This is a genomic window from Pseudomonas sp. IT-P260 (genome assembly GCF_949768395.1).
Lineage (GTDB): Bacteria > Pseudomonadota > Gammaproteobacteria > Pseudomonadales > Pseudomonadaceae > Aquipseudomonas > Aquipseudomonas parakoreensis.
On record NZ_CATKPO010000011.1, the window covers coordinates 591,504 to 613,386 of the forward strand.

At 61.3% G+C, this 21,883-nt stretch carries 20 protein-coding genes and 1 riboswitch; of the genes, 11 read left to right on the top strand and 9 right to left on the bottom strand.

All coding sequences use genetic code 11. The features are described 5' to 3' along the window. Positions 1-47: 47 nt before the first annotated feature. Both madL and madM read left to right on the top strand, forming a co-directional pair. A complete protein-coding gene (gene madL, locus ACM6HV_RS09605; RefSeq protein ID WP_003229065.1) occupies positions 48-464 on the top strand; it encodes a malonate transporter subunit MadL in 417 nt (138 codons plus the stop codon). Position 465: 1 nt separating this feature from the next. Next, positions 466-1,230 carry a malonate transporter subunit MadM gene (gene madM / locus ACM6HV_RS09610; protein WP_047297120.1) on the top strand — a complete coding sequence of 255 codons (765 nt, stop codon included), beginning with the start codon at positions 466-468 and terminating at the stop codon, positions 1,228-1,230. Between the two features lie 111 nt (positions 1,231-1,341). Here madM and ACM6HV_RS09615 read toward each other — a convergent pair whose 3' ends face one another. Then, positions 1,342-2,256, bottom strand: coding sequence for a LysR substrate-binding domain-containing protein (locus ACM6HV_RS09615; RefSeq protein WP_145593589.1), 915 nt, complete (start codon positions 2,254-2,256; stop codon positions 1,342-1,344). A 167-nt stretch (positions 2,257-2,423) separates the two neighbouring features. Here ACM6HV_RS09615 and trhA point away from each other — a divergent pair, with 167 nt between their 5' ends. Further along, a complete protein-coding gene (trhA, locus tag ACM6HV_RS09620; RefSeq protein ID WP_007964065.1) occupies positions 2,424-3,041 on the top strand; it encodes a PAQR family membrane homeostasis protein TrhA in 618 nt (205 codons plus the stop codon). A 51-nt stretch (positions 3,042-3,092) separates the two neighbouring features. Here trhA and ACM6HV_RS09625 read toward each other — a convergent pair whose 3' ends face one another. Continuing rightward, a complete protein-coding gene (locus ACM6HV_RS09625; protein WP_414904060.1) occupies positions 3,093-4,049 on the bottom strand; it encodes a LysR family transcriptional regulator in 957 nt (318 codons plus the stop codon). A 108-nt stretch (positions 4,050-4,157) separates the two neighbouring features. Between ACM6HV_RS09625 and ACM6HV_RS09630 the strand changes: the two genes are divergently transcribed. Together ACM6HV_RS09630 and ACM6HV_RS09635 are read left to right on the top strand one after the other, a co-directional pair. Then, complete coding sequence (locus ACM6HV_RS09630) at positions 4,158-5,399, top strand: D-amino acid dehydrogenase (RefSeq protein WP_145593587.1); 1,242 nt, start codon at positions 4,158-4,160, stop codon at positions 5,397-5,399. Between the two features lie 41 nt (positions 5,400-5,440). Further along, complete coding sequence (locus tag ACM6HV_RS09635; RefSeq protein ID WP_414904061.1) at positions 5,441-6,343, top strand: transporter substrate-binding domain-containing protein; 903 nt, start codon at positions 5,441-5,443, stop codon at positions 6,341-6,343. A 4-nt stretch (positions 6,344-6,347) separates the two neighbouring features. On the opposite strand, the gene ACM6HV_RS09640 is transcribed toward ACM6HV_RS09635, so the two are convergent. Continuing rightward, the gene (locus ACM6HV_RS09640) at positions 6,348-7,067 is read right to left on the bottom strand and encodes a 16S rRNA (uracil(1498)-N(3))-methyltransferase (protein ID WP_414904062.1); all 720 of its coding nucleotides are present in this window, start codon (positions 7,065-7,067) and stop codon (positions 6,348-6,350) included. A 142-nt stretch (positions 7,068-7,209) separates the two neighbouring features. Next, positions 7,210-8,616 (bottom strand): adenosylmethionine--8-amino-7-oxononanoate transaminase, encoded by a 1,407-nt coding sequence (locus ACM6HV_RS09645; protein WP_414904063.1) that lies wholly within the window; start codon positions 8,614-8,616, stop codon positions 7,210-7,212. Between the two features lie 224 nt (positions 8,617-8,840). Between ACM6HV_RS09645 and ACM6HV_RS09650 the strand changes: the two genes are divergently transcribed. The 3 genes from ACM6HV_RS09650 to ACM6HV_RS09660 all read left to right on the top strand — a co-directional run bounded on the left by ACM6HV_RS09650 (position 8,841) and on the right by ACM6HV_RS09660 (position 12,125). After that, a complete protein-coding gene (locus ACM6HV_RS09650; protein WP_414904064.1) occupies positions 8,841-10,610 on the top strand; it encodes a flavin monoamine oxidase family protein in 1,770 nt (589 codons plus the stop codon). Positions 10,611-10,948: 338 nt separating this feature from the next. Then, positions 10,949-11,500, top strand: a complete 552-nt coding sequence (locus ACM6HV_RS09655) for a cytochrome b (protein WP_414904065.1) — start codon at positions 10,949-10,951, stop codon at positions 11,498-11,500. A 31-nt stretch (positions 11,501-11,531) separates the two neighbouring features. Then, entirely contained in the window at positions 11,532-12,125 is a 594-nt protein-coding gene (locus tag ACM6HV_RS09660; RefSeq protein ID WP_041063462.1) for a YceI family protein, read from the top strand. 235 nt (positions 12,126-12,360) lie between these two features. On the opposite strand, the gene ACM6HV_RS09665 is transcribed toward ACM6HV_RS09660, so the two are convergent. From ACM6HV_RS09665 to ahcY, 4 genes are all read right to left on the bottom strand, one after another. After that, entirely contained in the window at positions 12,361-14,223 is a 1,863-nt protein-coding gene (locus ACM6HV_RS09665; RefSeq protein ID WP_414904066.1) for a DEAD/DEAH box helicase, read from the bottom strand. Between the two features lie 222 nt (positions 14,224-14,445). Then, on the bottom strand, positions 14,446-15,258 hold the full coding sequence (locus ACM6HV_RS09670) for a transporter substrate-binding domain-containing protein (RefSeq protein ID WP_145593579.1): 813 nt from the start codon (positions 15,256-15,258) through the stop codon (positions 14,446-14,448). 147 nt (positions 15,259-15,405) lie between these two features. Further along, positions 15,406-16,251: a methylenetetrahydrofolate reductase [NAD(P)H] gene (gene metF, locus ACM6HV_RS09675; protein ID WP_003229047.1), complete on the bottom strand. Its 846-nt coding sequence runs from the start codon at positions 16,249-16,251 to the stop codon at positions 15,406-15,408. 159 nt (positions 16,252-16,410) lie between these two features. Then, positions 16,411-17,820, bottom strand: coding sequence for an adenosylhomocysteinase (ahcY, locus tag ACM6HV_RS09680; protein WP_007961892.1), 1,410 nt, complete (start codon positions 17,818-17,820; stop codon positions 16,411-16,413). Positions 17,821-17,843: 23 nt separating this feature from the next. Next, positions 17,844-17,942, bottom strand: a riboswitch (S-adenosyl-L-homocysteine riboswitch). Positions 17,943-18,138: 196 nt separating this feature from the next. Between ahcY and ACM6HV_RS09685 the strand changes: the two genes are divergently transcribed. Both ACM6HV_RS09685 and ACM6HV_RS09690 read left to right on the top strand, forming a co-directional pair. Continuing rightward, positions 18,139-18,546 carry an acyl-CoA thioesterase gene (locus ACM6HV_RS09685; protein WP_003229043.1) on the top strand — a complete coding sequence of 136 codons (408 nt, stop codon included), beginning with the start codon at positions 18,139-18,141 and terminating at the stop codon, positions 18,544-18,546. Between the two features lie 152 nt (positions 18,547-18,698). Then, entirely contained in the window at positions 18,699-19,604 is a 906-nt protein-coding gene (locus tag ACM6HV_RS09690) for a formate/nitrite transporter family protein (protein WP_414904067.1), read from the top strand. Here the strand turns inward: ACM6HV_RS09690 and ACM6HV_RS09695 are convergent, their stop codons facing one another. Further along, a complete protein-coding gene (locus tag ACM6HV_RS09695; RefSeq protein WP_086793619.1) occupies positions 19,605-20,870 on the bottom strand; it encodes a cation:proton antiporter in 1,266 nt (421 codons plus the stop codon). A gap of 151 nt (positions 20,871-21,021) precedes the next feature. Between ACM6HV_RS09695 and ACM6HV_RS09700 the strand changes: the two genes are divergently transcribed. After that, positions 21,022-21,855 carry an EamA family transporter gene (locus ACM6HV_RS09700; RefSeq protein ID WP_414904068.1) on the top strand — a complete coding sequence of 278 codons (834 nt, stop codon included), beginning with the start codon at positions 21,022-21,024 and terminating at the stop codon, positions 21,853-21,855. Positions 21,856-21,883: the final 28 nt, after the last annotated feature.

Sequence of the window (21,883 nt, forward strand, 5' to 3'; positions counted from 1 at the left end):
CGAACAACAAAAACAACATTCGACGATGCACTTTGAGGACTACAACAATGATTATTTACGGTGTGGCGCTGTTGGCGATCTGTACGCTGGCAGGGGTGATCATGGGCGACATGCTCGGCGTGTTGCTGGGCGTCAAATCCAACGTCGGCGGGGTCGGCATCGCCATGATCCTGCTGATCTGCGCGCGGTTGTGGATGCAGAAACGCGGCGGCATGACCAAGGATTGCGAGATGGGCGTCGGCTTCTGGGGCGCGATGTACATTCCTGTGGTGGTGGCGATGGCCGCGCAACAGAACGTCGTCACCGCCCTGCACGGCGGCCCGGTGGCGGTGCTGGCGGCAATCGGTTCGGTGGTGGTTTGTGGCTGCACGATTGCCCTGATCAGCCGCACCCATAAAGGCGAACCGTTGCCTGACGAACCGGTGGAAGTCACCCCGGTCGGTACCCCGGTAGGAGGTCGCTGACATGTGGGCACTCATTGAAAACGGTCTGGAACACAACGGCCTGATCACCGCGTTCGCTTTCGTCGGCGTGATCATGTGGGTCTCGGTGATTCTCTCCAAACGCCTGACCTTCGGGCGCATTCACGGCTCGGCGATTGCCATCGTCATCGGTCTGGTGCTGGCCTGGGTTGGCGGCACTCTGACCGGTGGTCAGAAAGGCCTGGCGGATCTGACGCTGTTCTCCGGCATCGGCCTGATGGGCGGGGCGATGCTGCGGGATTTCGCGATCGTCGCCACGGCGTTCGAAGTGCAGGCGACCGAAGCGAAGAAGGCCGGGTTGATCGGCGTGATTGCGCTGCTGCTGGGTACGGTGTTGCCGTTCATTGTCGGCGCGTGTATGGCCTGGGCCTTCGGTTATCGCGATGCGGTGAGCATGACCACCATCGGCGCGGGAGCGGTGACCTACATCGTCGGCCCAGTGACTGGCGCAGCGATTGGCGCGACCTCGGATGTGATGGCGCTGTCGATTGCCACCGGGTTGATCAAGGCGATTCTGGTGATGGTCGGCACGCCGGTCGCGGCGCGCTGGATGGGCCTGGATAACCCGCGTTCGGCGATGGTGTTCGGTGGTCTGGCCGGGACGGTGAGCGGGGTGACCGCAGGGCTGGCGGCGACGGATCGGCGGTTGGTGCCTTACGGGGCGTTGACGGCGACGTTCCACACCGGGCTTGGGTGCTTGCTGGGGCCTTCGCTGTTGTTCTTCATTGTTCGCGGGATTGTTGGCTAGGTCCGGAATTTGAGTCGTCTGGGCTGACGCTTTCGCGAGCAGGCTCGCTCCCACAGGGAAATGCATTCCAAATGTGGGAGCGAGCCTGCTCGCGAAGGGCGCGACGCGGTGTCAGGCTTGGCGATTGGCATACATCCGACACTCCGCCAGCAACGCCAGCAGATTCGGATCGCGCTCCTTGGCCTTCAAGAACACCACGCCAATGTGCTGCTGCAAGCGGTACTTCTCCTGCAACGGGATCAGCTTCACCCGATTCTCGTACACCGCCGCAATCCTTCCTGGCAGCAGCGCATAGCCGACCCCGGAGCTGACCATGCTCAGCAGGGTGAAGATGTCGTTGACCTGCATCGCCACCTTTGGCTCGAACCCCGCCTGCTTGAATACCCGAATGCCGTCCTGATGGGTGGCGAAGCCTTGGGTCAGGGTGATAAAGGTTTCGTCGCGCACCTCGGCCAGATCGACTTCACTGCGTTGGGCGAACCTTGAATCTGCCGGTGTGGCGAGGAAAATGTCGTCGGAGAACAGCGGGATCTGCTCGCAGTCCGGGTCGCTGACGGTGTCGTCCAGCGACACCAGAATCGCGTCGACTTCCATGTTCTTCAGCTTGTACAGCAGGTCGATGTTGGAGCCGAGGATCAGGTCGATGTTGAGTTCGCTGCGGCGGATCTTCAGGCCCATGATCAGTTGCGGTACGGTTTTCACCGTCAGCGAGTACAGCGAGCCGAGTTTGAAGCGTTCAGCGGAGAAACCGGCGGCCTCGCGGGTCAGGCGCACACTCTCGACCACGTCCTGGATCAGCTTCTGCGCGCGTTCTTCGAGCACGTAGGCGCTTTCCAGGGGCGTCAGGTTGCGCCCTTCATGCTTGAACAGCGGGCAGCGCAGGGCGCTTTCCAGCGAATGGATCGCCCGGTGCACGCTGACATTGCTGGTCTGCAACTCGGCTGCGGCACGCGCCAGATTGCCGGTGCGCATGAAGGCGAGGAACACCTCGAGTTTTTTCAGGGTCAATTCTTCGTCGATCAGCATGGCGCGGACTCTTTTTAGAATGCGTCGATTGTGCCCGGTATGCGCCGCTCTTTGTAGGAGCTGCCGAAGGCTGCGATCTTTTGATCTTTTAAACGGAAACATTGCGCTTTTACGCTCAAGGCCCGAGCCTTGCGCGTTGCGGTAACGAATCTTGAGGTGAGCGACACATGTATCACGGGGAAAAACTCAACGCCTGGACGCATCTGGTCGGGGCCGTGGCCGCATTTATCGGCGGCGTGTGGATGCTGGTGATTGCCAGCCTCGACGGCAGTCCGTGGAAAATTGTCAGCGTGGCGATCTACGCCTTTACCTTGTTGGTGCTTTACAGCGCCTCGACCGTGTACCACAGCGTGCGCGGGCGCAAGAAAGCGATCATGAAGAAGGTCGATCACTTTTCCATCTATCTGCTGATCGCCGGCAGCTACACGCCGTTCTGCCTGGTGACGTTGCGCGGGCCGTGGGGCTGGACGTTGTTCGGGATTGTCTGGGGGCTGGCGCTGATCGGCATCCTGCAGGAGATCAAGCCACGCTCCGAAGCGCGAATCCTGTCGATCGTGATCTACGCAGTGATGGGCTGGATCGTGCTGGTGGCGGTCAAACCGTTGATCGCGGCGCTGGGCACGGCAGGGTTTGCCTGGCTGGCGTCGGGCGGGGTGTTGTATACCGTGGGCATCATCTTTTTTGCCCTGGATCACCGGTTACGCCATGCGCATGGGATCTGGCATTTGTTTGTGATCGCCGGGAGTCTGCTGCACTTTGTGGCGATTCTGTTTTATGTCCTTTAGAACATCACAAATCCTGTGGGAGCGGGCTTGCCCGCGATGACGGACTGTCAGTCACTCATGTGTTGATGGGGCCACCGCAATCGCTGGCAAGCCAGCTCCCACAGGGACCAGGGTTTGCAGTTGTATCTGCGCGCGTCTGCTGAATATCTGCAACAAGTCGCCGAGGGTATGCGGTGGCGGTTCGGTGGCGCGGGTCACTGCGTACAACGTGATCGGCAAGGGTGGCGCCAACGGGCGGATTACGGTGCTGGTCGGCGAAGCACCGAGTGCCGTGAAAGGGTCGATCACCGCCACCCCGGCGCCAGACTCCACCATCGCCCGCGCCAGCGAATACGTCTGCACGGCGATCCGCACGCGAGGCGGTGGCTCGACCGCTTCCAGGTAGCTGTCGAGTCGGGCAGCCAGCGGGTCGGCGCTGGACAGCCCGATCAGCGGTGCTCCCGCCAACGCCATCAGCGGCAACGGCTGACCGGATTCTTCCTCCGGCCAGTAACCTTTCGGCGCCAGCGCCACCAACACGCCCGAGGCCAATGCCTGCGCCTTCAATCCCGGATGATCCGGCAACTGCAACGTCAGGGCCACGTCCACTTCGCGCATCAGCAGATTCTGCATCAGCTCGCGGCTGTGGGCGCTGGAGAGTTCGCAGGCGATGTCCGGGAACTGTGCCGTCCATTGCCGGATCGCCGGCGGCAGCAACGACAGCGCCAGCGCCGGGGTCGCGCCGATCCGCAGGCTGTGGCCGGGCTCGCGGCGCAGGCTCTGGGCCAGGCGTCGCACGCCCTGCAGACTTTCCGTGACCTTGTCGACTTCGCGCTCCAGCTCCAGCGCTTCCGGAGTCGCCTGCAATTTACCGCGCACCCGCAGAAACAGCGGAAAGCCCAACTGCTGCTCGGCGTGCTGCAGCACTTTGGTCACTGCCGGTTGCGAGACGTGCAGCAATTGCGCAGCGGCGCTGACCGAGCCGGTCTGGCGGATGGCCTGGAAAATCTCGATGTGGCGAAGGCGCATGGCGAGTCCATAACCTTTGTTTATAGGTCTGGCATCTTTATTCATTGTTCGGCGCCTGTCACCTCACCCTAACCTCAGCCTCGTCTTCACATAGAAATAAGGACGGACATGGCTCAGCGTGTGTGCATCATCGGCGGCGGCGTGATCGGGTTGGCAACGGCCTATGCGCTGGTGCGCGACGGTTTCGAAGTGACAGTGGTCGAGGCGCGGCAGTCGCTGGGCAGCGAAACCAGTTTCGCCAACGGCGGCCAGTTGTCCTATCGCTATGTGGCGCCGCTGGCCGATGCCGGCGTGCCGTTGCAGGCGATCGGCTGGATGCTGCGCGGCGACTCACCGCTCAAGCTGCGCCCGCGTCTGGACCCGGCGCAGTGGCGCTGGATGGCGTCGTTTCTCGCCGCCTGCCGCACCTCGGTCAACCGGGAAAACGCGGCGCATCTGTTGCGTCTGGCGCTGTTCAGCCAGAGCACGCTGAAACGCTGGCGCGAGGATGACGGGCTCACCGGTTTCAACTGGCGGCGCAACGGCAAACTGGTGACCTTCCGCAATGCCGGCAACTTCGACCATGCGCGCAAGGGCCTGGCCGATCCGCAGCAACAACAGGTGTTGTCCGCCGCCGAATGTGCGCAGCTGGAACCGGCACTGACCGATGCGCCGTTTGTAGGCGCGATCTACACGCCGGATGAAGAAGTCGGCGACTGTCACGCCTTCTGCCAGCAGTTGGCGGCGCGATTGACGGCGTCGGGTCGCTGCGAGTTTCGCCTTGGTCAGGCAGTCACCGGCATTCGCCACAGCCACGGCGTCGTTACGGCGATTGAGCTTGGCAACGAAACCCTGCCAGTTGAACAACTGGTGATCGCCGCCGGGCACCGAAGCCCCTTGCTGGCGCTGCCCGGCCTGCGCCTGCCGCTGTATCCGCTGAAGGGTTACAGCCTGACCGTGCCGATCGGCGATGAGCATCGGGCGCCGGACGTGAGCATCACCGACTACGACCGCAAGATCGTCTACGCGCGCATCGGCGAACAGTTACGGGTGGCGGCGATGGTCGACATCGTCGGTTTCGACCCGGCGGTAGATCCCGAGCGGTTGGCACTGATCAAGCGCCAGGCCCGCGACACCTTTCCCGATGCCGGCAATTACGACGCGGCTGTTGAATGGGCGGGCATGCGCCCGGCCACCCCCACCGGCGTACCGCTGCTGGGCGACACGGCGTATCGCAATCTGTGGCTCAACCTCGGCCACGGCGCGCTCGGTTTCACCCTGGCCTGCGGCAGCGGGCAGTTGCTCAGCGAACTGATCGGTCAGCAGCGTACATCCATTGACCTGCACGGGCTCAATCCCCGTGCGGCGTGACAGTTTCTGCTAAAACACCCCAACCACAACGGAGAATAACAATGCAAAAAATCACGTTGCTCGGCTGCACACTGGCGCTGTTCATCAGCGCCCAGGCACAGGCCAATGAAGTGCCGCTGACCGGCGCGCTTGGCAAGATCGCCAGCGCCAACAGCATCACCCTGGGCTATCGCGATGCGTCGGTGCCGTTCTCGTATGTGGGCGATCACACCGGGCAGCCGATGGGGTATTCGGTGGAGCTGGCGGGCAAGATTGTCGAGCGGATCAAGCAGCAACTGGCGTTGCCGGAGCTGAAGGTGAAGTACAACCTGGTGACGTCGCAGACGCGGATTCCGCTGGTGCAGAACGGTACGGTTGATCTTGAGTGCGGCTCCACCGGGGTGACGGCCGAGCGGCAGAAACAGGTGGCATTCTCCTACGGTTTCATCTACGTCAAAGGGCAGTTGCTGACGGCAAAGGACAGCGGCATCCACAGCTTCGATGACCTGCGCGGCAAGAACGTGGTGACCACCGCCGGCACCACCAATGAGCGCTATCTGAAAAGCTACAACCTCGACCATAAACTGAACATGTTCGTGATCAGCGCCAAGGATCACGGCGAGGCTTTTCAGATGCTGCAATCGGGACGGGCAGCGGCCTTCTACATGGACGACGCATTGCTCTACGGCGAGCGGGCCAAGGCGCGGGACCCGCACAACTGGGTCGTGGTGGGGGAGGAGCAATCGCGGGAAATCTACAGCTGCATGGTGCGCAAGGATGATCCGCCATTCCTCGCGCTGGTGAACGGCGCGCTGGCCGATCTGTACAGCTCGGGGGAGATCAACGGGATCTACCGTAAGTGGTTCGAACAGCCGATCCCGCCGAAAGGCTTGAACCTTGAGTTCCCGATGACCAGCGAACTCAAGGCAATCATCGCCAAACCGATCAGTGATCCGGTGCAGTGACGGGTTAGAAATCACCCCACAGTTGCTGCGCCACCGCCAGTGCCACAACCGGTGCGGTCTCGGTGCGCAGCACGCGTGGGCCGAGGCGGGCGGCGTGGAAACCGTTGGCCTTGGCTTGCTCGACTTCGGCGTCGGACAAGCCGCCTTCGGGGCCGATCAGGAACGCCAGGGTCGCAGGCTTGGCGTGGCTGACCAACGGCTCGGCCACCGGGTGCAGCACCAGTTTCAGCTCGGCTTCGGTCTGTTTCAGCCAGTCCGCCAGCAGCACCGGTGGATGAATCACCGGAACCCGCGAACGACCGCATTGCTCGCAAGCGCTGATCGCCACCTGACGCCAGTGCAGCAGGCGTTTGTCGGCGCGTTCGTCCTTCAGGCGCACTTCGCAGCGCTCGCTGAAGATCGGGGTGATTTCCGTCACGCCCAGCTCGGTGGCTTTCTGGATCGCCCAGTCCATGCGTTCGCCCCGGGACAGGCCCTGGCCGAGGTGGATCTGCAGCGGCGATTCAATCTGCCCGGCGAACTGCTCGTCGATCTGTACGACGACGCGCTTCTTGCCGACTTCCACCAGCGAGCCGCGAAACTCATGGCCGGAACCGTCGAACAACTGCACCGCATCGCCCTCGGCCATACGCAACACGCGGCTGATGTAATGCGCCTGGGCTTCCGGCAGTTCGTGTTCGCCGGTGCTCAGGGGGGCGTCGATAAAGAAGCGGGACAGTCTCATTTCGGGTCTCTGGAAAGATGTGAATCAGTTGGATCGGTGTCGACTTCATTCGCGAGCAGGCTCGCTCCCACAGGGAAATGCATTCCAGGGTGGGAGCGAGCCAGCTCGCGAAAGCGGCAGTTCAGGCGCCACAAATTTTCAATCAGCCCGGATCACGGAACCCCGGGTGGAAATCCTTCGGCACCGCGACGCTGACGCTGTCACGAGTGGCGATGTCGATGCCTTCGCTGGCGACTTCGGCGAGGAAGTCGATCTGCTCCGGGGTGATCACGTACGGCGGCAGGAAATACACCACACTGCCCAGCGGGCGCAGCAGCGCGCCACGTTCCAGCGCATGCTGGAACACCTTCAAACCGCGACGTTCCTGCCAAGGGTAGGCCTCCTTGCTGGCTTTATCCTTGACCATCTCGATGGCCAGGACCATGCCGGTCTGTCGCACTTCCGAGACATTCGGGTGATCGACCAGATGTGCAGTGGCCGAGGCCATGCGCCGGGCCAGTGCCTGGTTGTTCTCGATGACGTTGTCCTGCTCGAAGATATCCAGCGTCGCCAGCGCCGCCGCACAGGCCAGCGGGTTGCCGGTGTAGCTGTGCGAATGGAGGAAGGCGCGCAGGGTCGGGTAGTCGTCGTAGAACGCGCTGTAGACCTCGTCGGTGGTCAGGCACGCCGCCAGTGGCAAGTAGCCGCCGGTCAGGGCCTTGGACAGGCAGAGGAAGTCCGGACGGATGCCAGCCTGTTCACAGGCGAACATCGTACCGGTGCGGCCGAAGCCAACGGCGATTTCGTCGTGGATCAGGTGCACGCCGTAGCGGTCGCAGGCTTCGCGCAGCAGCTTGAGGTACACCGGGTGATACATGCGCATGCCGCCGGCGCCCTGAATCAACGGCTCGACGATCACCGCTGCAACGCTGTCGTGATTCTCGGCCAGCGTCTGCTCCATCGCCGCGAACATGTTGCGCGAGTGTTCTTCCCAACTCATGCCTTCGGGGCGCAGGTAGCAATCCGGGCTCGGCACCTTGATGGTGTCCATCAGCAGCGCTTTGTAGGTTTCGGTAAACAGCGGCACGTCACCGACCGCCATCGCCGCCATGGTTTCGCCGTGGTAGCTGTTGGTCAAGGTGACGAAGCGCTTTTTGTTTGGCTGGCCGCGGTTGAGCCAGTAGTGAAAGCTCATTTTCAGCGCGACTTCGATGCAGGACGAACCGTTATCGGCGTAGAACACCCGGTTCAGGCCCTCGGGCGTCATCTTGACCAGGCGCTCGGACAGTTCGATCACCGGTTGATGACTGAAACCGGCCAGAATCACGTGTTCCAGCTGATCGACCTGATCCTTGATGCGCTGGTTGATGCGCGGGTTGGCGTGGCCGAACACGTTGACCCACCAGGAGCTGACGGCATCGAGGTAGCGCTTGCCTTCGAAGTCTTCGAGCCATACGCCTTCACCGCGCTTGATCGGGATCAGCGGCAGCTGTTCGTGGTCTTTCATCTGGGTGCAGGGATGCCACAGCACCGCGAGGTCGCGTTGCATCCACTGGTTATTCAGGCCCATTTACAGTCTCCTCGAGGCGGCTCGCGTCAGGCGCGGGCAAACAATCGCGCAAGCCTATGCAATGCATCGCGTCGGGACAACCCATTGCGTCGATTGAGCTACTTTGTATGGGCCGATAGACGTCGCTGGCGGCGTTTTGATGGCTGACGTATTCTTCGCGGTTCTTTGGGTCGTCTGACCCGCAAAAACTGCTTTTTCCTACGTGTATTTCCGGAGTTCGCTGAATGTCTGTCGGTTGGCTGCGCGCCTGTGCGCTGGTGATGTTGGGGCTGTTCAGCGTTACGGCGCTGGCCAAGGATAAAACCGCAATCGTGATCGGCGGCGGCCTGTCGGGCCTGACCGCGGCTTACGAGCTGCAAAACAAGGGCTGGCAGGTCACCCTGCTGGAAGCCAAACCGAGCCTGGGCGGTCGCTCGGGCATGGCCACCAGCGAGTGGATCGGCAACGACAAGACCCAGCCGGTGCTGAACAAATATGTCTCGACCTTCAAGCTGAGCACCACGCCGGCCCCTGAATTCGTGCGTACCCCGGGTTATCTGATCGACGGCGAGTATTTCTCCGCAGCCGATCTGGCGACCAAGCAACCGGCCACCGCCGATGCCTTGAAGCGCTATCAGAAAACCCTCGACGATCTGGCACGCTCGATCGACGATCCGCAGAACCCGGCCGCGACCAGTACCCTGCATGCACTGGACCAGATCAACGTCTCGAGCTGGCTCGACAAGCAGAACCTGCCGGCCACCGCGCGTCAGTTGATCAACCAGGACATCCGCACCCACTACGACGAGCCTTCGCGTCTGTCGCTGCTGTATTTCGCCCAGCAGAACCGCGTCTACCGTGGCGTCTCTGACCGCGAGCTGCGTGCTTCGCGTCTGGTCGGCGGCAGCCAGGTGCTGGCCCAGGCCTTCGTCAAACAGATCAAGACCATCAAGACCAACTCGCCGGTGTCGGCGATCACTCAGGACAAGGACGGCGTGACCGTCAAGGTCGGCAGTGTCGGCTACCAGGCTGATTACGTGGTGCTGGCCGTGCCGCTGCGCGCGCTGAACAAGATTGCGCTGACCCCGGCACTGGACGCCCAGCATCTGGCCGCGATCAAGGGCACCAACTACGGCTGGCGCGACCAGATCATGCTCAAGTTCAAGACGCCGGTGTGGGAAAGCAAGGCGCGCATGTCCGGCGAGATCTACAGCAACGCAGGTCTGGGCATGCTCTGGATCGAACCGGCGCTGAAGGGCGGCGCCAACGTGGTGATCAACCTGTCCGGCGACAACGCTCGCGTGATGCAGGCGTTCGGCGACAAGCAGATGGTCGATCAGGTGTTGATCCGTCTGCACGCGTTTTATCCACAGGCCCGTGGCTCGTTCACCGGCTATGAAATCCGTCGCTACAGCACCGACCCGTCGATGGGCGGCGCCTACCTGGCTTACGGCCCGGGCCAGATCAGCAAGTTCTGGCGCCTGTGGGAGCGTCCGCTGCAACGCGTGACCTTCGCGGGCGAGCACACCGACACCCTGTATCCGGGCACCCTGGAAGGTGCGCTGCGCACTGGTCAGCGTGCGGCCAGTCAGGTTGAAGACCTGGCCGCCGGCAAGTCGTTTGAACCGGCCAAAGTGGTTCCGGCTGCAGCAGCGGCGGGCGCGGCGGGTGCCGTGGCGGCGAAGAAGGGTAACTTCTTCAGTAACCTGTTTGGCGGTTCGGATGATGAGAAGAAGCCAGAACCTGTGAAGGCGCCTGAGCCGGCTCCAGCGCCAGTGACCCCAGCGCCTGCACCGGCTCCGGCACCTGCGCCAGCTCCGGTGGAAGCGCCGAAACCCGCCGCTCCGGTGAAAACCGAGCCGGCGAAGAAAGCGCCAGCCAAGCCTGCGGCGAAGAAGCCTGCAGCGAAAACCGAGGCGAAAAAGGCCCCGGCCAAGCCAGCCGCGAAAAAGGCTGATCCGGTGAAGAAGCCAGCGGCCAAGCCTGCTGCAACGACCGAGACCAAGGCGCAGTAAGCCTTGCGGTGAATGAAAAAGCGCGGCGTTTATGCCGCGCTTTTTTTTGTCTGCCAAACCGCCTTCGCGAGCAGGCTCGCTCCCACATTTGACCGAGTGCTTTCAGAGAGAATGCGATCACCTGTGGGAGCGAGCCTGCTCGCGAAGGGCTCGCTCAGACAACGCAATTCCATTGTCTGGCAACAACATCCCGCCACACTTTTCCCGTTTAATCTTTCCTTAACAAGCCACTTACAGACTCTTGATCGTATTTCTCGATATTTCAAAGCAAAATTTTCCGCTTTAATTCGATAGATAACTCGCTAGTCTTGGTTCGCAGTTCTCACAGGATTTGGGCAATGCAGCTACGTAACTCTGCTTCACGCTATGGTTGGGTCAGCATCTTCATGCACTGGGGCGTGGCGCTGGCAGTCTACGGACTGTTCGCGCTGGGTCTGTGGATGGTGGGGCTGGATTACTACAGCAGCTGGCGCAAAGACGCGCCGGATCTGCACAAGAGCATCGGTCTGGTGTTGTTGGGTGTGATGGTGTTGCGGGTGCTCTGGCGCTTTATCAGCCCTCCGCCGCCAACCCTGCAGAGCTACAGCCGCATGACCCGCCTCGGCGCCAAATTCGGCCACGGGTTTCTGTACGTCGGGCTGTTCGCTGTGATGCTTGCCGGTTACCTGATTTCCACCGCAGACGGTGTCGGGATTCCGGTGTTTGGTCTGTTTGAAGTGCCTGCACTGGTTTCCGGGCTACCGGATCAGGCAGACACCGCTGGGGTGATTCATCTCTGGCTGGCGTGGGCGCTGGTAATTTTTTCCGGTCTCCATGCGTTGGCAGCATTGAAGCACCACTTTATCGATCGTGATGCGACCCTGACGCGAATGCTCGGTCGCAAATCCTGAAATTCAACCTCGACTCAAAGGAAAAGAAAGCATGTTGAAAAAGACTCTGGCCGCTCTGGCAATCGGTTCGGCCGTACTGTCCGCGAACGTGATGGCTGCTGATTACACTGTCGACAAGGAAGGCCAGCACGCCTTCGTCGACTTCAAGATCAGCCACCTGGGCTACAGCTACATCACCGGTACCTTCAAGGACATCGACGGCAAGTTCAGCTTTGACGCTGCCAAGCCTGAAGACAGCAAAATCGAATTCAACGTGAAGACCGCCAGCGTGTTCACCAACCACGCCGAGCGCGACAAGCACATCGCCAGCAAAGACTTCCTGGACGTGGGCAAATACGCTGACGCCAAGTTCGTCTCCACCAGCGTCAAATCCACCGGCAAGAACGCCGCTGGCAAAGACACGGCTGACGTGACCGGCGACCTGACCCTGCACGGCGTGACCAAGCCAATCGTGGTCAAGGCTGTATTCCTGGGTGAGGGCAAGGATCCATGGGGCGGCTACCGTGCCGGCTTCGAAGGCACCACCAGCATCAAGCGCTCTGATTTCGGCAAGATGATGGACCTGGGTCCACAGTCCGACAACGTCGACCTGTACATCTCGTTCGAAGGTGTGAAAGCGAAATAACTTCGCTGCCACACTAAAACGCCCCCGGTCGTAAGGCCGGGGGCGTTTTTTATTGCCCGCCACAACCCGGATCCCCTGTAGGAGCTGCCGAAGGCTGCGATCTTTTGAGAGGTTGGTTTTTCCAGGATCAAAAGATCGCAGCCTTCGGCAGCTCCTACAGAAAGCGGGTTCTGGGACATCCTAAAAAAATGCCCCGGCTCTTTCGAACCGGGGCATTTTTCATTGCAGCGATAACTCAGCGATTGCGGGTCAGCAAGGCTGGTTTTTCGCCGCGCGGACGGGTCGGCAGTTGATCGAGTTGCTCAGGCGTCGGGAAGCGGTCGGCTTTCGACTCCTTGTGCATGATCTTCGGCCCGGTGCTGCGCGGGTTCTGCACGGCCGGTTCGGCGCGTTGCTGATCGTCGCGAGCCGGACGGCGGTTGCGCGAGGACTCGTCACGACGGCCCTGGCCGTCACGTGGAGCGCCGTTGCGCGGACCGTTGCGTTTGCCCGGCGGGGTGCCGGTGCTCGAACCGTTGCTGTTGCGCGGGCCGTTCTGGCGACCTTGCGATTGACCGCCGCGAGGTGCGCCGGCACCTGCGCCCTGGCCTGGCGCGCCCGGACGGCGACCACGCCCACCGGCCGGAGCGGCTTTGGGCACGTAGTCAACGCGGTTACCGAAGTTATCGATATCGTCGTCGAGGAACTCGTCCGGTGCACGATCAGCCGCCGCGCGTGGAGGCTGGCTTGGGCGCTGTTCGCGGCTCGGCGTGCCTTCACGTGGTTTCTGCTGGCGGGCAGGGCGCTCGCCGCGTTCGCCGGCCGGCTTTTCCTTGCCCTTGTCTTTGCCTTTGTCCTTGCGACCGCCGCCACCGCCGCCATTCGGACCGTCGCCACGCGGGCCGCGGGAGTTGCGCGGGTTGCGCATGTCCGGACGCTCGCGCACTTCAGGCTTCTCGGCCTCGATGGTGCTGGCATCGAAGCCCATCAGGTCGCCGTCGGCGATTTTCTGCTTGGTCATGCGTTCGATGCTTTTCAGCAGTTTTTCTTCGTCCGGGGCGACCAGCGAGATCGCCTCGCCCGAACGACCGGCGCGGCCAGTACGGCCGATACGGTGCACGTAGTCTTCATCGACGTTCGGCAGCTCGAAGTTGACCACGTGTGGCAACTGGTCGATGTCCAGGCCGCGTGCGGCAATGTCGGTGGCGACCAGAATGCGCACTTCACCAGCCTTGAAGTCGGCCAGGGCTTTGGTGCGGGCGTTCTGGCTTTTGTTGCCGTGGATCGCCACAGCCGGCAGGCCGTGTTTGTCCAGGTATTCGGCCAGACGGTTGGCGCCGTGCTTGGTGCGGGTGAACACCAGCACCTGTTCCCAGGCGCCGGCGGTGATCAGGTGCGCCAGCAGGGCACGCTTGTGGCTGGCCGGCAGACGGAACACGCGTTGTTCGATGCGCTCGACCGTGGTGTTCGGCGGCGTGACTTCGATACGTTCCGGGTTGTGCAGCAGCTTGCCGGCCAGATCGGTGATGTCTTTGGAGAAGGTCGCCGAGAACAGCAGGTTCTGACGCTTGGCCGGCAGACGCGCGAGGACTTTCTTCACATCGTGCACGAAACCCATGTCGAGCATGCGGTCGGCTTCGTCGAGGACGAGGATTTCGACGTGGGACAGGTCAACGCTGCCCTGGCCGGCGAGGTCAAGCAGACGACCCGGGCACGCGACGAGCACGTCAACGCCACGGGACATGGCCTGGACTTGCGGGTTCATGCCGACGCCGCCAAAGATGCAGGCGCTGACGAATTTCAGGTCACGGGCGTAGATCTTGAAGCTCTCGTGAACCTGGGCCGCGAGTTCGCGGGTCGGGGTCAGGACCAGGACGCGCGGTTGGCGCGGGCCGTGACGCTGGGATTTGTCCGGGTGACCGTTGGGGAACAACCGCTCCAGGATCGGAAGGGCGAAACCGCCGGTTTTACCGGTACCTGTCTGTGCCGCAACCATCAGGTCGCGACCTTGCAACACGGCGGGAATGGCCCGCTGTTGCACCGGAGTAGGCTCGGTATAGCCCGCATCTTCGATGGCACGGACTAAAGCCTCGGAGAGACCGAGGGAAGCAAAGGACATGAGTAATCCTGTTTTAGTTAGGGCTTGGCCCAATGGGAGTCTTGCCTGGCGCGAATCGCGTTTAAGAGGACGCGACCCCGTCCGGTCCTGCTGCGGTCTCGAAGGCACGTCAGGAGCGCTCGCGCGGGCTGAAAAGCTGCGCTGTAGCGGGACTGGAGGCCTGTTACGGTTCCGGGCGTCCGGGCGTGAGCCTGGCGGGAACGCCGGAGTATAACAGAGCAATCACTGCGCGCTGCTTTCCTGCTGCTCAACGGTTTTGCGGCTGGCCGAGGCGTTGCTCAGCGGAGCGGCGTCGACCGGGGCGGCGCCGTAGCGTGCGCTGAGCTCGGCGTAGGCCGGTTCGCGTTTGAAGCGCTTGAGTTCGGCGCCAAAACGCGCCACCAGCAGATCCATCCCGGCATTGCGTCGAACGGCCAGATATTGGCTCTGACGGCTGATGACCGTGGGATTTTCGGTGATTTGATCGCGAATATTCAGCTGGTCGAGCAAATGCTGACCCACGCGGCGATCGGTGATCAGCAAGTCGATGCGTCCGCGCAGCAGTTTGCCGAAGTTGGCCTCGTGGGTTGGCGCCGGTTCGCGGGTGAACAGTGTCGATTCGCTGAAGTCAGGGCTGTACAGATAACCCGGCGAGGTGCCGATGGTCAGGCCTTTGAGTTCTTCGAGTTTGCTGAACGGGTGTGGCCGGTCGTTGGCGTAGAACATCACGAACTCGACGTCCGACAGCGGTTCGATGGGGTAGAGCAGGGTGGCGTCGCGCTCGTCGCTGTGAAAGATGTCCAGGGCGCCGTCAGCCTGACCGGTTTCGAGCATCGACAGGCAACGTTTCCACGGCAAAAATTGCCATTCGACCTCGATGCCCAGACGCTTGAACACGATGGCCGTGGTTTCGTAATCCAGGCCGAGGTTCTTGCCGTCCTCTTCGTACACGTACGGCGCCCATGGCTCGGTGACAATACGCAACTTCTCGCCCCGAGCGGCAAAGCTCAGGCAAGCAAAAACCAGCACCGTGAATAATTGCGCGATCAAAGGCATGGCTTGAGATTACGACGAGAAACGCGAAAGAGCCAGAAAGTGCCTGCACAAGCTCTAATTCGGGGATTCAAAAGCAAAAGATCGCAGCCGCGACACCCCTGTAGGAGCTGCCGAAGGCTGCGATCTTTTGATCTTTCTTTTTAGTGCTTAGCGAGGCAACTTCAGGTTATTCCAGATCGCCAGACTAGGTTCAGCCTGGTTCATGGAATAGAAGTGCAGCCCTGGTGCGCCGCCCTGCAGCAGACGTTCGCACATTTCGCTGACAACCTGTTCGCCAAAGCGCTGAATGCTCTGGCTGTCGTCGCCGTAGGCTTCCAGTTGCTTGCGGATCCAGCGCGGAATTTCCGCACCGCAGGCATCGGAGAACCGCGCCAGCTTGCTGTAGTTGGTGATCGGCATGATCCCCGGTACCACCGGAATGTCCACGCCCAGCGCCTGCAAACGGTCGACAAAGTAGAAGTAGCTGTCGGCGTTGAAGAAGTACTGGGTGATCGCGCTGTCGGCGCCGGCGCGGGCCTTGCGCACGAAGTTGGCGAGATCGTCTTCGTAATTGCGCGCTTGCGGATGCATCTCCGGATAAGCGGCAACTTCGATGTGGAAATGATCACCGGTTTCTTCACGAATGAATTCAACCAGTTCATTGGCGTGACGCAGCTCGCCGCTGGTCATGCCCATGCCGGACGGCAGGTCACCGCGCAGGGCAACGATGCGCTTGATGCCGGCCGCCTTGTACTCGTTCAGCAGTCCGCGCAGGTCGTCTTTACTGTCGCCGACGCACGACAAGTGCGGTGCGGCCGGTACTTTAACTTCGCTTTCCAGCTGCAGAACGGTGTTGAGGGTGCGATCACGGGTCGAACCACCAGCGCCGTAGGTGCAGGAAAAGAAGTCGGGGTTGTACGTTGCCAGCTGACGGGCAACGTTGAGCAGTTTTTCATGCCCAGCATCGGTCTTGGTCGGGAAGAACTCGAAGCTGTAGCGACGGTCTTGGGACATGGTCATACCCTTGGAAACAAGAACCTTCGAGGCGCTGCAATCCCATGTGGGAGCGAGCCTGCTCGCGAAAGCGCCGGGTCAGACAACACGGATGTTGAATCTTGCGACGCCTTCGCGAGCAGGCTCGCTCCCACAGGGAGAGCGAGCAGTCAGCGCCTGTTAGTAGCGGTAAGCGTGCGGCTTGAACGGGCCTTCGACGGTGACGCCGATGTAGTCAGCCTGTTGCTTGGTCAGTTGAGTGACCACGCCGCCGAAGCCGCGCACCATTTCCAGGGCCACTTCTTCGTCGAGTTTCTTCGGCAGTACTTCAACGGTCAGACGCTCGGCTTTCTGGGCTGGCGACAGGTCGGCGTACTTCTGGCCGAACAGGAAGATCTGCGCCAGCACCTGGTTGGCGAACGAACCGTCCATGATGCGGCTCGGGTGACCGGTGGCGTTACCCAGGTTCACCAGACGGCCTTCGGCCAGCAGGATCAGGTAGTCGTCGTTCTGCGCGTCGAACGCGCCCGGGCCGGTACGGTGGATCTTGTGGACCTGTGGCTTCACTTCTTCCCATGCCCAGTTCTTGCGCATGAAAGCGGTGTCGATTTCGTTGTCGAAGTGGCCGATGTTGCAGACAACAGCACGCTTCTTCAGGGCTTTGAGCATGTTCGCGTCGCAAACGTTGACGTTACCGGTGGTGGTCACGATCAGGTCGATCTTGCCCAGCAGCGCTTTGTCGATGCTCGCTTCGGTGCCGTCGTTGATCCCGTCGATGAACGGCGAAACCAGTTCGAAACCGTCCATGCAGGCCTGCATGGCGCAGATCGGGTCAACTTCGGAAACCTTGACGATCATGCCTTCCTGACGCAGGGACTGCGCGGAGCCCTTGCCCACGTCACCGTAACCGATGACCAACGCTTGCTTGCCGGACAGCAGGTGGTCGGTACCGCGCTTGATCGCATCGTTCAGGCTGTGACGGCAGCCGTACTTGTTGTCGTTCTTGGACTTGGTCACCGAGTCGTTGACGTTGATGGCCGGGATCTTCAGCTCGCCCTTGGCCAGCATGTCCAGCAGGCGGTGAACGCCGGTGGTGGTTTCTTCGGTCACGCCGTGAACGCGGTCCAGCACCTGTGGGTATTTCTTGTGCAGCAGTTCGGTCAGGTCGCCGCCGTCGTCGAGGATCATGTTGGCGTCCCATGGCTGGCCATCTTTCAGGATGGTCTGCTCCAGGCACCACTCGTACTCTTCTTCAGTCTCGCCTTTCCAGGCGAAAACCGGGATGCCGGCGGCAGCGATGGAGGCAGCGGCCTGATCCTGAGTCGAGAAAATGTTGCAGGACGACCAGCGCACTTCGGCACCCAGGGCAACCAGGGTTTCGATCAGCACGGCAGTCTGAATGGTCATGTGGATGCAGCCGAGGATTTTCGCGCCCTTGAGCGGCTGCTCGGAGGCGTACTTGCGGCGCAGACCCATCAGGGCCGGCATTTCCGACTCGGCGATGATGGTTTCGCGACGACCCCAGGCAGCCAGGGACATGTCGGCAACTTTGTAATCGTTAAAATCTGCAGGCGTGATAACAGCGCTCATGAAGAGCCTCCATTCGTAATGTATGCGAATGGGCGCCGTTGTGCGTTTAGTGTCCGGCCGTGGCCAGTCAACGCCCCATCCGAGCCTGACAGGTTGATCCTGCTGCAGCGCCCCTCGGACAGGTGGCGGGAAAACGGTAGCAAGTGAAGGTTACCGTTTTGAAACGGGGGCGATTATAGCCGTCTAGACTGATCTTCCAAAGGGTTTCTGTCGGCCAGATGAAGATCGTTAATAGCGACCATAGTAGAAGGCTCATGGAGCCTGACCGCCCGGTCTGCCAAGATGGCGCCATCTTTCGGCAAACGCTCAGGAGTGAACATGAATTTCCACACCCGCAAATGGGTAAAACCCGAAGACCTGAACCCCAACGGCACCCTGTTCGGCGGCAGCCTGCTGCGCTGGATCGACGAAGAGGCGGCGATCTACGCGATCGTCCAGTTGGGCAATCAGCGCGTGGTGACCAAGTACATTTCCGAAATCAACTTCGTCAGCGCCTCGCGCCAGGGCGACATCATCGAACTGGGCATCACCGCCACCGAGTTCGGCCGCACCTCGATCACCCTCACCTGCGAAGTACGCAACAAGATCACCCGCAAGAGCATTCTCACCGTCGAGAAGATGGTCTTCGTCAACCTTGGCGAAGACGGCCTGCCGGCGCCGCACGGGCGGACCGAGATCAAGTACGTCAAAGATCAGTTCAAGGAAGATGAGCTCGTCACCAAGTAATGCAAGCCCTGTAGGAGCTGCCGAAGGCTGCGATCTTTTGACTTTGTTTTGGTCGAGCAAAATCAAAAGATCGCAGCCTTCGGCAGCTCCTACAGAACGTATTCCGAACGGCAAGGGTCGTAGCTGAAAGCCCCCCACCCGGTTCCCACGCCATGACCACCCCGACAGACGGCAAGACCCCCAATCTCTCGACCGATGAACAACATGAAGTCGAGAAAAACCAGCCGCCTCGCGCAGCGGTTCTGCATGAAATCATCCGCACGCAGGGCGATCAGGAACTGGAGCGCAGCATCGCCGCGTTGTGGTGGTCGGCGCTCGCGGCCGGATTGACCATGGGCCTGTCGCTGATGGGCATGGGCCTGCTCAATTCACGCCTGCCCGAGGGCGACGAATTCAAGGTCATCGCCAGTTTCGGCTACTGTGCCGGTTTCCTCGCGGTGATTCTCGCCCGCCAGCAACTGTTCACCGAAAACACCCTGACCGCCGTCCTCCCGGTGATGACCAAACCGACCCTGGCCAATTTTGGCCGGTTGATCCGCTTGTGGGGCGTCGTCCTGTTCGGCAATTTGTGCGGGACGATTCTGGTGGCGTACGTGATGCTCGAGCTGCCGATCTTTGACACCAAGACCGATCACGCCTTCCTTGAAATCGGCCGCAAGGTCATGGAGAACCACGCCAGCCAGATGTTCGCCAAGGGCATCGTCTCCGGCTGGATGATCGCCACCATGGTCTGGATGATCCCGTCCATGGAGAGCGCGAAGATGTGGATCATCATCCTCATCACTTATCTGATGGCGTTGGGCGACTTCACCCACATCGTGGTCGGTTCGGCGGAAGTCTCGTATCTGGTGTTTGCCGGCGAGTTGCCGTGGAGTGATTTCTGGATGGTGTTTGCCGGGCCCACGCTGGCGGGGAACATCATTGGCGGCAGTTTCATCTTCGCCCTGATCAGCCATGCGCAGATCCGCAGCGAAAGCGGTGCGCCAAAGGAAACAGGCAAGGCCAAAGGGTCTGCGGATCAGGCCGAAAAGCCCGATCCGCAGCAGATCAGAAAATGATCAGTGGTGCGCGGGCTCGGCCGTGGTGGCCGGCTCGTCGCGGGTGGCATGCTTGACCAGCTTGCCGATGGTCAGGCCTTGCAACAGGATCGACGACAGCACCACGATGTAGGTGATGCTCAACAGCAAGTCGCGCTCCGGGCCCAGCGGCAGGGCCAGCGCCAGTGCCACCGAAACACCACCGCGCAAACCGCCCCAGGTCAGGATGCGGATGGTGCCACGCGGCACTGTGCGCCAACGCCGCAGCAGAACGATGGCCGGGGCCACGGTGAGCAGGCGCGACAGCAGGATCGCCAGCGCCAGCAAACTGGCCGCCGCCACGTGCGCCCAGTTGAACGGCAGCAGCAACAGCTCCATGCCGATCAGCGCGAATAGCAGGGCGTTGAGCATGTCATCGAGCAGCTCCCAGAAGCCGTCGAGGTACTTGCGGGTCATGTCGTTCATCGCCAGGTTGCGCCCCAGGTTGCCGATGATCAGGCCGGCCACCACCATCGCAATCGGCGCCGAGACGTGCAACTCGGTGGCCATCGCCGAACCGCCGATCACCAGCGCCAGGGTCAGCATCACAGTGATCTGATGCTGCTGGACGCTTTTGATCATCCGGTACACCCCATAACCGATCAGCCCGCCGAACAGTACGCCGCCAAGGGCTTCATGCACGAACAGCATGGCCGTGGCGCTGAGGGTCGGCGTCTCACCCAACTGAGCGATGCCCAGCAGCACGGTAAACACCACGACCGCGGTGCCGTCGTTGAACAACGACTCGCCGACGATGGTGGTTTTCAGCGGTTTTGAGGCATTGGCGGTACGCAGTACGCCGAGTACCGCGATCGGGTCGGTCGGCGAAATCAGCGCGCCGAACAGCAGGCAGTAGAGGAAGCTCACGTGCCAGCCGAACAGGGCAAAAATGTAATAGGCGAGGCTGCCGATCACGGCGGTGGCAATCAGCACGCCGAACGTCGCCAGCAGGCCGATGGGCCAGCGATAGCTGCGCAAATCGTTGAGGTTGACGTGCAGGGCGCCGGCGAACAGCAGGAACGACAGCATCCAGTTCATCAGCAGGTCGCCGAAGTCGATCTGGCCGATCAGTTGCTGCACGCGTTCTTCGAGGCCGGGGTAGCCGAGCACACTCAGGCCTTGCAGCAACAGGGAGAACATCAGCGCGGTGACCATGACGCCGATGGTCGGCGGCAGGCCGATGAAGCGGTAATTGACGAAGGTGAGAAGGGTGGTGAGGCAGATAAAAGCGGCTACAAGTTCTAGCATCCGGGCTCCATTGGATGGGGGGAAAGACAGCGCCCCGATTCTTCGGCGCGAAAGTTGGATGGGCTGTTTCGGGGTGGGGACACAATCACATCCCTCGGTTGGTCGGTGGTACGCATTGGTGTAGGGTCAACAAAAAATCAAGGAGTGGGACGTGGCGGCGACAGTTCTGGTGTTGATGGCGGCGCTGTTGCATGCGACGTGGAATACCCTGATCAAGTTCAGTGCCGAACGGCTGTTAGTGGTGGCGTGCATGGACACGGTGGCGCTGTTGTTCGTGGCGCTGGCCTTTCCATTCATCAGCCTGCCACCGGCGCACATCTGGCCGTGGATTCTGGCGTCGGCAGCATTCGAGCTGCTGTATCGCTATTTGCTGATCCAGGCTTATCGGGTCGGTGACCTCGGGTTGGTCTATCCCTTGATGCGCGGCTTGTCGCCGCTGGTAGTGCTGGCGCTGACCCTGATCTTCGCCGGCGAAGTGCTCACCACGCGGCAGATCTTCGGGATCATGCTGATTCCGCTGGGCATGGTCTGCCTGCTCTGGCAGGGCGGTGGTGGTAAACATTTGCCGTGGTCCATGCTGCCGGTGGTGGCGCTGATTGGCTTGTGCATCGGTTGCTACACCTACATCGATGGCCAGGCCTTGCGGCGCTGGTCGCATCCGCTGGATTACCTGGTCTGGGTCACGCTGCTCAGCGCCTGGCCGTTTCCGTTGCTGGCGTGGGTCGCCAAACGCCCGGCATTTCTGGTGTTCTGGCGCGAGCAATGGAAGCTGGGACTGGCGGTCGGGTTCTGCGTGTTGTTCAGCTACGCTCTGGTGCTGTGGGCGATGCAATTGGGCTCGATTGCCGAAGCGGCGGCCTTGCGTGAGATCAGCGTGATCCTGGTGGTGCTGTTCGGCATGCGGTATCTGAAAGAACCTTTCGGCAGGCCGCGGCTCTTAGCCTGTGGGCTGGTGCTGATCGGCATGCTGGTGATGAAGTTCTGACCGCCCGCCATTTCCAACACTCGAAAAA

Coding starts and splice junctions, on each gene's coding strand:
- madL (WP_003229065.1), top strand. CDS start 48: ATGATTATTTACGGTGTGGCGCTGTTGGCGATCTGTACGCTGGCAGGG.
- madM (WP_047297120.1), top strand. CDS start 466: ATGTGGGCACTCATTGAAAACGGTCTGGAACACAACGGCCTGATCACC.
- ACM6HV_RS09615 (WP_145593589.1), bottom strand. CDS start 2,256: ATGCTGATCGACGAAGAATTGACCCTGAAAAAACTCGAGGTGTTCCTC.
- trhA (WP_007964065.1), top strand. CDS start 2,424: ATGTATCACGGGGAAAAACTCAACGCCTGGACGCATCTGGTCGGGGCC.
- ACM6HV_RS09625 (WP_414904060.1), bottom strand. CDS start 4,049: ATGCGCCTTCGCCACATCGAGATTTTCCAGGCCATCCGCCAGACCGGC.
- ACM6HV_RS09630 (WP_145593587.1), top strand. CDS start 4,158: ATGGCTCAGCGTGTGTGCATCATCGGCGGCGGCGTGATCGGGTTGGCA.
- ACM6HV_RS09635 (WP_414904061.1), top strand. CDS start 5,441: ATGCAAAAAATCACGTTGCTCGGCTGCACACTGGCGCTGTTCATCAGC.
- ACM6HV_RS09640 (WP_414904062.1), bottom strand. CDS start 7,067: ATGAGACTGTCCCGCTTCTTTATCGACGCCCCCCTGAGCACCGGCGAA.
- ACM6HV_RS09645 (WP_414904063.1), bottom strand. CDS start 8,616: ATGGGCCTGAATAACCAGTGGATGCAACGCGACCTCGCGGTGCTGTGG.
- ACM6HV_RS09650 (WP_414904064.1), top strand. CDS start 8,841: ATGTCTGTCGGTTGGCTGCGCGCCTGTGCGCTGGTGATGTTGGGGCTG.
- ACM6HV_RS09655 (WP_414904065.1), top strand. CDS start 10,949: ATGCAGCTACGTAACTCTGCTTCACGCTATGGTTGGGTCAGCATCTTC.
- ACM6HV_RS09660 (WP_041063462.1), top strand. CDS start 11,532: ATGTTGAAAAAGACTCTGGCCGCTCTGGCAATCGGTTCGGCCGTACTG.
- ACM6HV_RS09665 (WP_414904066.1), bottom strand. CDS start 14,223: ATGTCCTTTGCTTCCCTCGGTCTCTCCGAGGCTTTAGTCCGTGCCATC.
- ACM6HV_RS09670 (WP_145593579.1), bottom strand. CDS start 15,258: ATGCCTTTGATCGCGCAATTATTCACGGTGCTGGTTTTTGCTTGCCTG.
- metF (WP_003229047.1), bottom strand. CDS start 16,251: ATGTCCCAAGACCGTCGCTACAGCTTCGAGTTCTTCCCGACCAAGACC.
- ahcY (WP_007961892.1), bottom strand. CDS start 17,820: ATGAGCGCTGTTATCACGCCTGCAGATTTTAACGATTACAAAGTTGCC.
- ACM6HV_RS09685 (WP_003229043.1), top strand. CDS start 18,139: ATGAATTTCCACACCCGCAAATGGGTAAAACCCGAAGACCTGAACCCC.
- ACM6HV_RS09690 (WP_414904067.1), top strand. CDS start 18,699: ATGACCACCCCGACAGACGGCAAGACCCCCAATCTCTCGACCGATGAA.
- ACM6HV_RS09695 (WP_086793619.1), bottom strand. CDS start 20,870: ATGCTAGAACTTGTAGCCGCTTTTATCTGCCTCACCACCCTTCTCACC.